This window comes from Acrocarpospora corrugata, from assembly GCF_009687845.1.
Taxonomy (GTDB): Bacteria; Actinomycetota; Actinomycetes; order Streptosporangiales; family Streptosporangiaceae; genus Acrocarpospora; species Acrocarpospora corrugata.
Map to the genome: position 1 here is coordinate 88,769 of NZ_BLAD01000051.1, position 14,198 is coordinate 102,966.

The 14,198-nt window shown below is 68.9% G+C and carries 11 protein-coding genes; 5 read left to right on the forward strand and 6 right to left on the reverse strand.

All coding sequences use genetic code 11. The annotated features are described in order from the left end of the window. Nucleotides 1-515: 515 nt before the first annotated feature. Complete coding sequence (locus Acor_RS45455) at nt 516-1,763, forward strand: glycosyltransferase (RefSeq protein WP_155337818.1); 1,248 nt, start codon at nt 516-518, stop codon at nt 1,761-1,763. A gap of 97 nt (nt 1,764-1,860) precedes the next feature. On the opposite strand, the gene Acor_RS17945 is transcribed toward Acor_RS45455, so the two are convergent. The 6 genes from Acor_RS17945 to Acor_RS17970 all read right to left on the reverse strand — a co-directional run bounded on the left by Acor_RS17945 (nt 1,861) and on the right by Acor_RS17970 (nt 9,444). After that, complete coding sequence (locus Acor_RS17945) at nt 1,861-2,880, reverse strand: LacI family DNA-binding transcriptional regulator (RefSeq protein ID WP_155337819.1); 1,020 nt, start codon at nt 2,878-2,880, stop codon at nt 1,861-1,863. A 26-nt stretch (nt 2,881-2,906) separates the two neighbouring features. After that, the gene (locus Acor_RS17950) at nt 2,907-4,343 is read right to left on the reverse strand and encodes a GH1 family beta-glucosidase (protein ID WP_155337820.1); all 1,437 of its coding nucleotides are present in this window, start codon (nt 4,341-4,343) and stop codon (nt 2,907-2,909) included. A 67-nt stretch (nt 4,344-4,410) separates the two neighbouring features. After that, nucleotides 4,411-5,295, reverse strand: coding sequence for a carbohydrate ABC transporter permease (locus tag Acor_RS17955; RefSeq protein WP_155337821.1), 885 nt, complete (start codon nt 5,293-5,295; stop codon nt 4,411-4,413). Further along, complete coding sequence (locus Acor_RS17960; protein ID WP_155337822.1) at nt 5,292-6,266, reverse strand: carbohydrate ABC transporter permease; 975 nt, start codon at nt 6,264-6,266, stop codon at nt 5,292-5,294. Before Acor_RS17960 ends, Acor_RS17955 begins: the two co-directional genes overlap by 4 nt. Nucleotides 6,267-6,386: 120 nt before the next feature. Continuing rightward, nucleotides 6,387-7,730 (reverse strand): ABC transporter substrate-binding protein, encoded by a 1,344-nt coding sequence (locus Acor_RS17965; protein WP_155337823.1) that lies wholly within the window; start codon nt 7,728-7,730, stop codon nt 6,387-6,389. Nucleotides 7,731-8,007: 277 nt separating this feature from the next. Further along, entirely contained in the window at nt 8,008-9,444 is a 1,437-nt protein-coding gene (locus Acor_RS17970; protein WP_246238714.1) for a sulfatase family protein, read from the reverse strand. A gap of 153 nt (nt 9,445-9,597) precedes the next feature. Between Acor_RS17970 and Acor_RS17975 the strand changes: the two genes are divergently transcribed. The 4 genes from Acor_RS17975 (at nt 9,598) to Acor_RS17990 (ending at nt 14,189) form a co-directional block, all read left to right on the forward strand. Next, nucleotides 9,598-10,569, forward strand: a complete 972-nt coding sequence (locus Acor_RS17975) for a hypothetical protein (protein ID WP_155337825.1) — start codon at nt 9,598-9,600, stop codon at nt 10,567-10,569. Beyond that, the gene (locus tag Acor_RS17980) at nt 10,566-11,798 is read left to right on the forward strand and encodes a DUF6716 putative glycosyltransferase (protein ID WP_174876162.1); all 1,233 of its coding nucleotides are present in this window, start codon (nt 10,566-10,568) and stop codon (nt 11,796-11,798) included. The genes Acor_RS17975 and Acor_RS17980 overlap by 4 nt, the downstream gene beginning before the upstream one ends. Before the next feature lie 138 nt (nt 11,799-11,936). Next, nucleotides 11,937-12,311 (forward strand): hypothetical protein, encoded by a 375-nt coding sequence (locus Acor_RS17985; protein ID WP_155337826.1) that lies wholly within the window; start codon nt 11,937-11,939, stop codon nt 12,309-12,311. Nucleotides 12,312-12,317: 6 nt separating this feature from the next. Beyond that, complete coding sequence (locus Acor_RS17990; RefSeq protein WP_155337827.1) at nt 12,318-14,189, forward strand: caspase, EACC1-associated type; 1,872 nt, start codon at nt 12,318-12,320, stop codon at nt 14,187-14,189. Nucleotides 14,190-14,198: the final 9 nt, after the last annotated feature.

The following is a 14,198-nucleotide window of genomic DNA, read 5'->3' on the forward strand; positions in this document are numbered from 1 at the left end:
AAACGGCCGACACACCAATTCTGGTCCGCCGCCTTTTTCGGGGTGCCGCAGCCAATTGCATGGGAGCGCTCCCACAGCGCCTCCCAAAGAGATTAAATGAACCTTTCCATCAGCGCAAGGCCGACGGTGGTCCGCATGTCACACGGTCGCCAGGAAAGCGGATTCGTGTCACATCCGGCGAAGAATCTCAATCGTGGGAGCGCGTCCACCTCCGGCGGGCTTCATGCAGGTCACATGCCTTGCGGGCCAGGATAGTGCGATACTTAAAAAAAGTCACGGCCTCTACGGTGAGGATGCGGTTGAAGCGGCCTGCGCGTACGTTCCAGATATCGGGATCACCGTTGACAAGGATACGTCCGTACTGCTTCTTTGTACTCATTCCGGGGTCGGGGAAGTGCATAAGAGAGCGCTCTCCGAATGGGAGTATCACTCACCGCGTGCCACCGATGCAAGGGAAATGAAACTTTCATGTCCAAGACACCGCCAGGTGGTTCGAACGGCCCGGAGTGGTGCGTGTGACGCGGATCCTGATGGTGACCCACGGCACCGACGGAGACGTGCTGCCGTTCGTCCGGCTCGGCGCCCTGCTGCGCGCGGCCGGGCATGAGATCACGCTGGTCAGCCACGCGCCCTACCGGGACCGCTGCGATCTGGACTTCGCCGCGATCGACACGCCGGAGGAGTTCGCCCGCCATCAGGCCGACACCGCCCATCTCATGGACACCCGGGGAGAGTCAAGCTGGCTCGGCTTCTACCTCCGGAACGGTTTGTTCGAGCAGTTACGCCGGGAAAGCCAGATTCTCATCGACGCGCACCGGCCCGGCGAGACCGTTCTGGTCGGCCGGCACACCTCCGCGGTGTCGGTCCGGTTCGCCGCCGAACTGCTCGGCGCGCCCGTCGCCTGGGTGGCCGTCTCGCCGATCCAGGTGATGTCCGCCCGGCTCGCCGCCCACATGTACGGCGCCGAGCTAGCCCCCGGGTTCGCCGCGGCCCGCGCCGAGCTCGGCCTGCCCGAGGTGACCGACTGGCCGAAGTGGTTCGCCGGGGCCGACCTCGACATCGGGCTGTGGCCCGGCTGGTTCGACCGGGCCGGGGCGCGCTCGCCCGCCCGGTTCGCGCTGACCGGCTTCGCCGTACCGGACGACGAGACCGGGCCCGCGGGGGAGGAGCTGCCGCCAGGGGCCGAGGAGGCGCTGGCCGAGCGGCCGGTGCTGATCAGCGGCGGGACCGGGCGGATGCTCAACGCGCGCTTCTACGAGGCCGCGGTCGAAGGCTGCGCGGGCCGGCCGGCGCTGCTGGCGGTGCCGCACGAGGACCTGGTGCCGCAGCCGCTGCCGCCCGGGATCACCTGGTTCCCCCGGCTGCCGTTCCGGCAGGTGATGCCCCGGGTGTCCGCCGTGGTGCACCACGGCGGCATCGGCACCCTCACCCGGGCGCTGGCCGCCGGGACGCCGCAGGTGGTGCTGGCCGACGGGGCCGACCGGCCGGACAACGCGGCCCGGCTGGCCCGGCTCGGGCTGGCCGCCTGGCTGCCGCCGGCCCGCTGGGGGGAGACCGCCGCCGCGCTCGGGGGCGTGCTCGCCGACCGCGGCCTGGCCGGCCGGCTGCCTGGCGACCTCGACCCCTCGGCGGGGATCGAGGGCGCGGCCAGGCTGATCGAGAACCTGGCCGACCCGGCCCGCCGTGCCCGGCCTGCCCTCACCCCGCACCAGCGGCTGGCACTCCGCAAACACCTCAGCACAGCGAAGAGAGATCACCCATGACCTGGCATGCCGTCGACGTGAACGGAAAACGGGCGGCGTCCTGGTGATCGGCAATGTTCTTGCCGGTCATGGACGCCGCCCGTTCAGCGAGGAGCGATTAGGTGCTGGCCCGGATCACCAGGTGGGTGTCCAGGATGACCACGGGTTGTTCCAGCGGTTCACCGTTGATCCGGGCCACCAGGAGCTGGACCATCTGCCGGCCCATGGCGTCGGTCGGCTGATGGACGCTGGTGAGCGGAGGATCGGTGTGCAGGGCGACCTTCGAGTCCTCGAAACCCACCACCGCCACGTCGCGCGGGACGGACCTGCCGCGCTCCTTGAGCACTCGGAGCGCTCCCACGGCCATCGGGTCGGAGGCCGCGAACACCGCGTCGAGGTCGCCGTGCCGGTCCAGCAGCTCGCGCATCGCCGTGGAACCGCTCTCTTCGGAGAAGTCGCCGTACGACACCCGCTCCGGCGTGCCGGTGGCGAGCAGCGCGTCGCGGTATCCGGCCAGCCGGTCCACGCCCACGCCCATGTCCTGGGGGCCGGCGATCGTGGCCACCCGGGCCCGCCCGTTGCCGAGCAGGTACTTCACCGCCTGCCGGGCCCCGGCCCGGTTGTCCATGTCCACGTAGCTGTACGGATTGAGCCCGACGGGACGGCCGCCCAGCACGGTCGGCACGCCCAGGTTCTCCAGCCGCCCCGGCAGCGGGTCGGCGCCGTGCACCGAGGTCAGCAGCACCCCGTCCACGTGCTGCCCGGTCAGGTAGTTCTCCAGCCGGTCGTGCTCGTTCCTGTTCTGGGCCATGCTCAGGATGAGCTGCAGCCCGGTCTCGGCCAGCGCCGAGCCGATGCCGCGGATCAGTCCCGCGAAGTAGGGTTCGTCGAACACCCGCTGTTCGGACTCCGACACCACCAGCGCGATGGTGTCGGTCCGATTGGTGACCAGGGTCCTGGCCGCCCGGTTCGGCACGTAGCCGAGTTCGTCGATGGCGAGCAGGACGGCGTCGCGGGCCTTGTCGCTGACTTTCGGCGACCCGTTGATGACCCGTGACACCGTGCCACGCCCGACCCCGGCTCGCGCCGCCACCGCTTCGAGAGTCGGTCTGGCGGCCAAGCGGCGGTCCCCGTTCATCAAATCTGCCCCCTCATCACTTGGGCCTATTCTGCCGGACCCCGAAGGCCTCCGTGCCGGATGGTCTCGGCGTACCAGAGAGCGCTATCTTTCAGGATCCTCGTCTGTGCTGAATAGTCCACATAGACCAGCCCGAATCGCTTGCCGTAGCCCCAGGCCCATTCGAAGTTGTCCATGAGGGACCAGGCGAAGTAGCCCTGCAGGGGCACACCACCCTCGATGGCCTGGTGACAAACGCGCAGGTGGGTCTCGATGAAGTCGCGCCGCTCCGCGTCGTGGACCGCGCCGTCCTCGGTGAGAACGTCGTCGTAGGCGGCGCCGTTCTCTGAAATGTACAACGGGACGGCGGGGTACTCGCGGGCCAGCCGGGTGAGCACCTCGTGCAGACCGGTCCCGTCGACCTCCCATCCCATCGACGTCACCGGGCGGCCGCCGTTGACGAAACCGATGTGCTCGCTGCCGACCCAGGGCGAGCCGGAGTCGGTGGGCGCGGCGGCGGCCGACTGGGCTCCGCCGGGCGCGCCGGACACGGTGAACCGGCTGTAGTAGTTGATCAGCAGCATGTCCAGCGGCGCCGAGATCGCCGCCAGGTCGCCGTCCTGGATGAACTCTGGGCCGGTCAGGTGGCTCAGATCCGCCAGTACGTCGTCCGGGTAGCGGCCGTGCATGATCGCGTCCAGGAAGAAGCGGTTCTGCAGGCCGTCGATGCGGCGGGCGGCGTCCTGGTCGGCCTCGCTGCCGGTGGCCGGGGTGACCGCGTACAGGTTGACGCTGCCGCCGATCCTGGAGTCCGCGCGCTGGGCCCGCATCGCCTCCATGGCCAGGCCGTGCGCCAGGTTGAGGTGGTGCGCGGCGTGGATCGCCAGGGCGGGTTCACGCCGTCCCGGTGCGTGCTCGCCCGAGGCGTATCCCAGGAACGCCGCGCACCACGGCTCGTTGACGGTGCTCCAGTTCTTCACCCGGTCGCCGAGGGCGCCGTGCACCGCCGCCGCGTAGTCCGCGAAGCGCTTCGACGTGTCACGCGACGGCCAGCCGCCCGCGTCTTCGAGCGCCTGCGGCAGGTCCCAGTGGTAGAGCGTCACCCACGGGTCGATCCCGTAGCTGAGCAGCTCGTCCACCAGGTTCTTGTAGAAGTCCAGGCCCTTCTGGTTGATCTCGCCGCTGCCGAGCGGCTGGATCCTGGGCCAGGACAGCGAGAACCGGTACGCGCTGAGACCGAGGTCGGCCATCAGCCGCACGTCGTCCCGGTAGCGGTTGTAGTGGTCGATCGCGACGTCGGCGTGCTCGCCGTTGACCACGTGGCCGGGCTGGGCGACGAAGGTGTCCCAGATCGATCGGCCACGCCCGTCGGTCGTGACCGCGCCCTCGATCTGGTACGCCGAGGTGGCCGCACCCCAGACGAAGCCGGTGGGGAACACCAGAGCCGGGGTCTCGACCTGGGTGTCTGTCTTCTGGGTGGTCACGCGTCCTCCTCCTTCGTCGGCCGTGTGACCGAGGCGCTGGATATGCGGATGGGTTCGGGTCGCCGGCTCACTCCTTGACCGCGCCTTCCATGAGACCGCCGATGATCTGGCGGCCGAAGAGGACGAAGACGAGCAGCAGCGGGACGATGGAGATGGTGGTGCCCGCGAAGATGAGCACGTAGTTGGTGGAGTATCGGTCATTGAGCGCCCGGAGGGCCACCTGGACGGTCGGGTTGTCCGGGGTGAGGATGATCAGCGGCCAGAGGAACTCGTTCCAGATCAGCATGAAGGTCTGGATGGCCAGCACCGCCATGCCGGGCCGGACCGCGGGGACCGCGACGTTCCACCAGATCCTGAGCGTGTTGGCGCCGTCCACCCGGGCCGCCTCGACCAGCTCGCGCGGCACCGCCTGCCGGGTGTACTGGGTCATCAGGAAGACGCCGAACCCGTTCACCAGGAACGGGAGGATGACCGCCTTGAGGGTGTTCGTCCAGCCGAGCGTGACCATCATCTGGTACAGCGGGACGATGCCCATCTGCTGCAGGGGGACCATCATGGTCAGCACTACCGACAGCAGCAGCAGGTTGCGGCCGCGGAAGTTGAGCGAGGCGAAGGCGAAGCCGGCCAGCGTGGAGATCAGCACGATGCCGATCGTGACCGTGGACGCGATGATGATCGAGTTGATGATCCCGGTCATGAAGTGCGCGTTCTCGGCGTCGAAGACCGCCTGGATGTTCTCGCCCAGGTTGCCGCCCGGCAGGAACGGCGGCGGCATGCTGTGCGCGTCCTCGTTGCTGCGAGTCGCGATGATGATCATCCAGTAGATCGGGAAGATCGACAGGAAGATCGCCAGGCCCAGCATGGCCTTGGTGAACGTGGTGGCCCGGAACGGATCGAGCCGCGCGCCGCCCGCGCGGGACGCCCTCGGCCGGGTCTGCGTCAGAGTGGTCATCGTGATCTCCCGATGCCGCGGACGAGCGCGAAGTTGATCAAAGCGGAGATCAGGATCAGCAGGAACAGGATCCAGGCCGCCGCCGCGGCGTAGCCGTACTGGAAGTCACGGAAGCCCTCCTTGACGATGAACATGGCCACCGTCTGGAACTGGCCCGTGGTGCCGCCGGTCATCAGGCCGGAGCCGAACATCACCGGCTCGGCGAACAGGGTGAAGCCGCCGATGGTGGAGACGATGACGGTGAAGATGATCGTGGGCTTGAGCAGCGGGACCGTGATGCCCCAGAACTGCCGCCGGGGACTGGCGCCGTCGATCGCCGCCGCCTCGTACAGGTCCTTGGGGATGGTCTGCATGGCGGCCAGGTAGATGATCGCGTTGTAGCCGGTCCACCGCCAGTCGACCATGGTGGCGATCGCGATCCAGGACGTCCAGGCCGCGTTCTGCCAGTGGATGGGCTCCACCCCGAACAGGCCGAGCAGCCAGTTGACCAGGCCGTAGTCGCGGCCGTACAGCTGGGTGAAGACGACCGCCACCGCGACCACCGAGGTGATCAGCGGCGCCAGCACGCTCAGCCGCAGCACCAGCCGGCCGCGCAGCCGCTTGTTCAGCGCGCTCGCCAGCAGCAGCGCGAGGACCAGCTGCGGCACCGTGGCGATCACGAAGATGCCCACGGTGTTGACGACCGAGTTCCAGAATTTGTCGTCGGCCAGGAGCTCGGTGTAGTTCTCCAGGCCGATGAAGGTCTTGTCGCCCGCGAGCTGCCAGTCGTGCAGGGACACCCAGAGCGTGAAGATCAGCGGAAAGATGCCGAAGATCGCGAAGAGCACGAAGTACGGCGAGACGAAGAAGTAGGGTGCTGCCCGCAGGTCCAGCCAGGACAACAGCCGCCGGGGTCCTGGCGGCCGGGCGTGCCGCCGTTGATTCGACGGCAGCGTGCGGGTCCTATGGCCCGCGTCGACGTCGAGGCTCATCACTGCAACCTTTCGTGGAGGGAGCGGCCAGCGGGCGGGGGTCCGCTCTGGCCGCTCTGAGTCGAGACGACCGGCCCGCCCGCGGGCTGCGGGGGGCCGGTGACGTTCGTGGCCGGGGGATCAGCCCGCGGCCTTGACGCCCTCCTCCACGAACCGGGTCCAGGCGTCGGCCCACTTGACCGAGCCCTGGTCGGCGCCCACGAGGACCTCCTCGACGGCGGCCTTCACCTGGGCGTGCTTCTCACCGAAGAACACCGGCGACAGCTGCGCGACCGAGGCGGCGAAGATCGGGCCGCTCGGCGCGTCGTTGAAGTAGGCGTTCTTGGCGTCCGCGACGGCCGGGTCCTGCTGCGCCGGGATGCTGCTCGGGAAGTTGCCGCCCTCCTTGAAGGCGGCGATGTGCCCTTCCTTGCCGGTGAGGAAGTTGAGAACCTCAGCGGCCTCCTTCGGGTGCTTGCTCTGCGACGGCACCATCAGCCAGGAGCCGCCCCAGTTGCCGCTGCCGCCGGGCACGGCCGCGACGTCCCAGTTGCCCTTGTTGGCGTCGCCGGAGGTGCCGGAGATGACGCCGAGCATCCAGCTCGGGCAGCCCATGGTGGCGAAGCCGCCCTTCTGCATGGCGGTGTTCCACTCTTCGGTCCAGGAGCGCAGCTTGGCGGTCAGGCCCGCCTGGCTGAGCGTGGCGACGTAGTCGAACGCGGCCTTGACGCCCGGGTTCTTGTCGACGATCAGCGTCTGGTTCTGGTCGAAGTAGACCTGGCCGCCGTTCTTGCCGGCCTCCTGGGCGAGGACGGAGTTGTAGACGGTGTTGGCGCCGTCCACGAAGCCGACCTTGGGCAGCGCGGCCTTGAACTTCTTGCCGGTCTCCAGGTACGCGTTCCAGTCCGGCCAGAGCTTGGACACGTCGTCGCGGCCGGTGGGCAGGCCGGCCTGCTTGAACAGGTCGGTCCGGTAGCACATGGCCATGCCGCCGATGTCGGTGCCGAGCGCGTAGAGCTTGCCGTCCTTGTTGACGCCGGTGTTCCACTTGTACTCGGGGAAATCGGCCTTGCGGCTGTCCAGGCCGTACTGGGCCAGGTCGGCGAAGTACTGCGGGCGGGCCGACATGAGACCCATCGCGCCTTCGTCCATCGCGATGATGTCGCCCGCGCCGCTGCCGGCCTCCAGCCACTGCAGCACCTGCGGCAGGTAGGTGTCCTCGAAGCGGTCGGTCAGGTTGACGTACTTGACCTGGACGTTCGGGTTCGCGGCGTTCCAGGTCTTGACCGCCTCGTCGTAGGCGAAGTTCTCGCCGCCGCCGAAGGTCTGCAGCGTGATCTCGACCTTCTCCGCCGGTGCGGACGCGGCGCCGGTGGCCGCGCCGGTCGCGGGCGGCTCGTCCGAACCGCAGGCGGCGGCGGACAAGGCAAGAGCGCCAACCGCGACGGCCGCGAGCAGCCTGCCGCGGCGCGTGTTGTTCATCATTCCGGACCCCTCTCAGGTGGTTCCCGAATCTCGTTTGGGGGCGCTTCCCGGACCAGTCCCCGACAACATGGCCCTGCGTTGAGTCTGCGTTGGGAGCGCTCCCACGAAGAGTCCACTATACGCAATGTCAGCGTCAATATGCCGAAACCTAACTGTTACTCCTGGACAGGTTGCACAGCCAGATTCCGGCATTTCATGACATAAACCGCATGTGGGCATTTGGGAGCGCTCCCGTACGCGTTCCACGCTGTGACGCTCCGTGACAGGCGCAGCTCCGCTAGCCGCGCAGGTACGGCGCCGCCGCGGCGCTGTCCGCGACCCGGCAGCTCGCGCCCTGGCACCGGTGCAGCGTCCCCAGCCGGCTGGCGAGCTGGTACAGCAGCGCCGGATCCGCGTCCGCCGCGATGTTGCGCAGTTGATACGGATCGTGGGCGAGGTCGTACAGCTGCGTCTCGCCGGTCTCATACTCGACGTAGCTGTGCTGGGCGGTGCGCAGCACCTTGTACGTCGGCGGCGCGCTGTCCGCGTAGTCCGGATGCACGAACTCCACCAGCACGGCGTCCCGCCAGGCCGTGGGCTGGCCGTGCAGGATCGGCCGGAGCGAGCGCCCCTCGCAGAACTCCGGCAGCCGCACCCCCGCCAGGTCGGCGAAGGTCGGCGCGAAGTCGATGCTCGACCCCAGCACGTCGCTGGTACGGCCGGCCGGGATGCCGGGACCCCGGGCGATCATCGGAACCCGGATGTCCTCCTCGAACGGCGTGGTCTTGCCCGGCCGGAGGCGGTGCTGACCCAGGTGGAAGCCGTTGTCGGAGGTGAGGAACAGGTAGGTGTTGGCCAGCTTGCCGGTCCTGGTGAGCTCCGCGACCAGCTTGCCGACCATGTCGTCGACGCCGAGCATGGCGCGCAGCCGGTCGCGGTACTGCCGGTCGATCGTGTGGATCGCGTCCCGCGAGAGCGGCCGGCGGGCGCGCAGCCAGGCGGGTTCCGCGGACATGTCGTCCTGGTCGAAGGAGGGCGTGCGCGGGGCCTTCGCGTCGGGGAACGCGTCCGCGTGGCGGGGGGCGTAGTTGGCGGGGCGGTGCGGGGCGACCGGGGCCAGGTACAGGAAGAACGGATCGTCCCGGGCGACGAAGTCGACGGCCTTGCGGGCCAGCACGTCGGTGAAATAGTCGCCGGGGGCGTTGCCGTACTGGAAGAGGCCGCCGTTGTCGTTGAGGGCGTAGCCGTACTCCTGGTAGAGATGGGTGACCGGGACCACCCAGTCGTGCCAGCCGGGCGGGATGTAGCGGGGGGAGAAGCCGGATGGGTACTGGTTGAGGTATTTGCCCATCAGGCCGGTGCGGTAGCCGGCGTCCTGCATCCAGGTGCCGAGGGTGGAGCCCTCCATCGGCTGGAAGCGCGGGAAGCCGCCGGTCGGGTTGCGGTTGGAGGTGACGCCGTGGCTGTGCACGTGCTGCGAGCGCAGAATGGACGAACGGGACGGACAGCACCACGGGTTGGCCACGAAGAAGCGCGAGAACGTCGTGCCCTGCGCCGTCATCAGCGATGAAATATTCGGAAATTTCAAAATATCGGCAGCGTCGAGATCATCGGTCAAGATGAAGATGATGTTCGGCTTGCCCGCCATTTCCGACATTTCAGACTTCTCCGCCAGTGCCGGAAGAGCCGACCCCAGCATGGCGACCACGGCCACCCAGACCTTCCATTTACCCATGCAATAGATCATTGCCGGGCTACGACCTGCGGAAACGTCCCCCCGGCGGCAGGGGGCGATGATCATGCCGATTTGTGGCGCTGTCGTCCTGTGGGCGGCTGTTAACCGGTTGTTCCTTGGCGCGTCGTATCAGGCGGCTACGGTGAGCCCGTCGTGAAAGGGTCCTCGGAGAGTGAAGACGGCCTCGCCGTCGCGTGGGTGGAATCCCCCTTGCAGCTGCTGTGCGTCATCGAGGCACAGCATGCTGGTCTGCTCGGCTCGGCCACCAGGGTCGTGCCGCGCTCCGGGCTGCCCGCGTTACGGCTGACCCGCGCGGAGATGTCCCGCCTCGACCTGCCGCCCGGCCTCGACCTGGCCGACCCCGCGGCGCGGATGCCGAAGCCGGGCAAGACCTGGGTGTTCGGCGACGCGTTCTCCGGCCGGGTCCAGCTCAACCTGCTCACCTCGGCGCCCCGCCGGGTCGTCCTGGTGGACGACGGCCTGGCCACCATCCGCCTGCTCGAACTGCTGGTGGCCCGCCGCCCGCTGCTGCGCGCCCGGATCAAGCCCGGCCTGGCCCGCTGGATCCTCGGCGCCGCCGCCGGCCTGCGCCTGCGCGGCGGCCGGCTGTCGATCTTCACCGCGCTCCCCGTCTCCGACGAGCTCGCCGAAGCCGTCCGCGCCCGCGGCGCCGAACTGGTCCGGCACGACTTCGACTGGCTGCGCGCCCAGCCCGGCAACGTTCCCCCCGACGAACGCACCGTCGTGCTCGGCACCTCCCTGGTCCGCAACGGCCTCATCCACCGGGACGCGTACGTCAAGTGGCTGGCCACCCTCGACGAACCGGTCGCGTACTACCCGCACCGCCGCGAGGACCCGCGTGACCTGGAGAAGGTCCGCCGCATCGCCGGCATCACGGTGTACGAGACCGGCGTGCCGGCCGAGATGACCCTGCGCGGCCTGCGCCCCGGCCAGCGGGTGCTCAGCCTGCCGTCCACGGCCGTCACCTCGCTGCGCGTCCTGCTCAGGGCCCGTGGCGTCTCGATCGAGACCGTCGAGGTCCCCGACGACTGGTGGACCGCGTCCGCCGGGCCCTCGCTCCGCTCCCATCTCCAGCTCTTCGCCCACGAAAGGGTTGCTCCTTGACCCGCGTCACCCCTGACCGGCTGCTCTTTCCCGCGCCGCTGCGCGTCCTGGCCGTCGCCGACTCCGACTCCTACCTGAAATGGGCCGCCGGGCTGCTCGCCGGCGCGCCACAGGGCTGGACCACGGAACTCGCGGTCGTCCGCACCCCGATCACTCCGTCGCCCGGCCAGATCGCGGCGGCCGTGAGCGGCACCCGCTTCGGCGCGACCGAGGTGCTCGGCGCGCGCGGCCTGCGCAAGGCCGCGGAACGGTTCCGCCCCGACGTGATCCTGCTGTCCTGCACAGGACCGGTGGTGGACGCGCTGGCCGCCGAGGTGCTGGCCGGGCTGAAGCCGCGGCCGGTGTTCATGTCCGGGCTGCCCGGGATCTCGGTGCCCGCGACCGAGAAGGCGTGGCTGTTCCGCAGCGCCTGCGATCTGTTCATCCTGCACAGCGGGCGCGAGGTCGGCGAGTTCGGCGAGCTGGCCAGGGAGCTCGGCGGGGGCGGGGAGATCGCGCTGGCCCGCCTGCCGTACCTGGATCTGGGCGGCCGGGGGAGCGGGAACCGGGTGATCTTCGCGACCCAGGCCAAGGTGCCCGCCCGGCGCGAGGACCGGGAGAACATCCTGCTCGCGCTGGAGTCCCTGGCCGACGCCCGCCCCGACCTCGACGTGGTCGTCAAGCTCCGGGCCCGCGACGACGAGCGGCAGACCCACAACGAGCGCCACCACTACGAGCGGCTCTGGACCACGATGGCCGCCGACGGCCGGGTCCGCGCCGGCGCGATCCGGTTCGAGGCCGGCCCGATGCACGAGCACCTCGCCCAGGCGGGCGGTTTCGTCACGGTCAGCTCCACCGCCGCGCTGGAGGCCATCGCCCAGCACGTCCCGCTCCTGATCCTCTCCGACTTCGGTGTCAGCGCCGAGATGATCAACCTGGTCTTCGACGGCAGCGGTACTCTCGGCACTCTCGACGACCTGGCCAAAGCCGACTTCCGCACCCCCCTCCCCGAGTGGTGCCAGGCCAACTACTTCCACGACGCCACCGCCAGCGACTGGATCCCCCGCCTCTCCGCCCTGGTCACCGCCGCCCGCGAAGGCACCCTCACCCCGGCCCGTTCCCTCCTCGACGGCCCCGCCCACGCTTCCGCCCGCCGCCGCGCCCGCCTCCGCATCGAAATCCCGCCCCGCGTCCTGCGGTACGGCTACCGAACCAAACGCCGAATCCGCCGCTACCTGAAGCCCTTCTGAAACCGGTCGTTATCAAATCGGTACGGCCGATTATGTATTCACAGCCGGGGCCGCCCAATGCTTACCGCCGGTGGCTGAGATCATGCTCCCCGCGCTATCGTCTGAAAGACGGGGATCCGATACGGCCGAAGGTGGAAGATGGGCGCCGATATTTATCTGGAGGTCCACGGGGACGGCCTTGACGCGGGGGAGCGAGAACACTTATTCCGGCTGCTCCGCGCCGAATTGCTGCAACTCCCGGTCGACGACGTCACCCCGCGCGGCGCGGGGGAGGCGCCGCCGGGAGCCCGGGGCCTGGGTGATGTGATCATCGGCCTGCTCGTCACGGCGCAACCCACCTGGGAGATGCTGGATTCCCTGGTGAACACCGTGCGGAACTGGCTCACCCGCGCCGACGGCGAGCGGTCCGTGCGACTGGAGATCGACGGCGACGTCCTCGAACTCACCGGCACGACGGAGGCACTCCAGACCCGGCTGGCGGACGAGTGGATTCGCCTCCATTCGATGGAGTGAGCTCTGATGTCGGGAATACGGCGGGCCCTTATCGTGGCCAACGACGAGTATGCCGATCCCGGTCTCGCCCCGTTACGCGCCCCGAACCAGGACGCGCTCGCGCTCGCCGAAGTCCTGGGCGCGAAGGACATCGGCGGATTCGAGGTCGAGACCCGCAGAAACGCCACCGCGCACGAACTCCGGGTGTCGATTGAGGATTTCTTCGCCGACAGCGCCAGAGACGATCTGCTGTTCCTGCATTTCTCCGGCCACGGCCTGAAAAGCCCGGCGGGCGAGCTGTACCTGAGCGCCAGCGACACCCGCGCCGACCGGCTCGCCTCCACGGCCATCCCGGCCGAGTACGTGAGCCGGCTCATGCTGGAGGCGCGAGCCCAGCGCGTCGTGCTGTTCCTGGACTGCTGTTACGGCGGCGCGTTCCCGCGCGGAATGATGGTGCGCGGGACCAGGGACGCGGCCGTCGGCGACGCCTTCCTCCGCCAGAAGCGCACCACGACGGAGAGCGGCCGCGTGGTCGTGACCGCCTCCAGCGCGATCGAGTACGCCTTGGAGGGGCGCGACGTGGTGTCCGACGCCGAACTCCGGCCTTCGATCTTCACCTCGGCCGTGGTCAGCGGGCTCACCAGCGGGGACGCCGACCACGACGGTGACGGCTGGGTGGGGGTGCGGGAGCTGTTCGACTACGTGGCCGACCGGGTCCGGCAGGAGACACCACACCAGACGCCGCACATCTGGGTCTTCGGCGCGCAGGGGGACGTGCTCATGGCCCGGGCGAAAACCCGGCGAATCCGGGAGGTCGCGGTGCCCACCGTGCTGGCCGAGGCGATGGAGAGCCCGCTCGCGGGGGCCAGGTTCGGGGTCGTGCACGAACTGCGGGAACACCTGATGGGTGACGACCTCGGTCAGGCGCTGACCGCGTCGAAGATGCTGGCGCGGCTGGCCGACGACGACAGCCGCCTGGTGTCCAGAGCCGCCGTCGCGCTCCTGGCCGAATCCCGGCTGCAGGCGACCCCGCCGGCCATCGACTTCGGTACGTTCGAACTGGCCACGTGGTCGGAGCCGGTGGAGGTTTCACTGACCGGGCCCCCGTTGGCGTGCGCGGTCACCGTCATCCCATCCCATGCGTGGATTCACACCGAAATCGCGGACTCGCTCGTGATGGTCCGGGTCTACGGCGAGACGCTGGGCCCTGCCGAGGGCAGCGTGATCCTCACCTCCCCGCTCGGTGAAACCACCATTTCCTGCACCGCCAGTGTCCAAGGTGGTGGAGCGACCTCGACTTGGCCAATGCGGCGGGTGTGGCCGCTTGCGGACTTCTCGGGGCCGGTCCCAGAGCCGAGCCCTCCGCGGCAGGCGCCGGCCGCCACGCCAATCGAAGATCATCCGAATCGATTCGCCGGCGTGTGGCCGCGGTTGGCGGCAGGGCTCGTCGACGGCATGATCTTCTACGTGCTCATGGGACTCTCGGGCGCGCTGGCGTACGCGTTGTTCCCGTCTGTATTCGATATGGAGACAGGTGAGGTCACAGATAACGGCTTCGCTTTCGTGGTCACAGCGTTCGCCTCGGTCGCGAGCACCTTCCTCTACGGGTTCCTCTCGCTGCGAAAATATGGGCGAACCATCGGCAAGGCTATGTTTGGCCTCAGGGTGGTAGAGATCGGCCGTGAACAGGTTCGTGGCATCAACGGCAAGCCCGCTTACCTGCGTGCCCTGCCGCTCGCCTTGCCGATGGCGCTGACCGGGATACCCGAACAGGGGTTCGCCTTCGGCGTATGGTGCGCCTGGCTTGCTTGTCTGATCTGGATGCTTGTGAGCGATCCCGGTCCCCGGTCGCTGCTGGACAGGCTGGCAGAGACCGTGGTCGTGCGCGCCGACTCGTGACCTTGATCG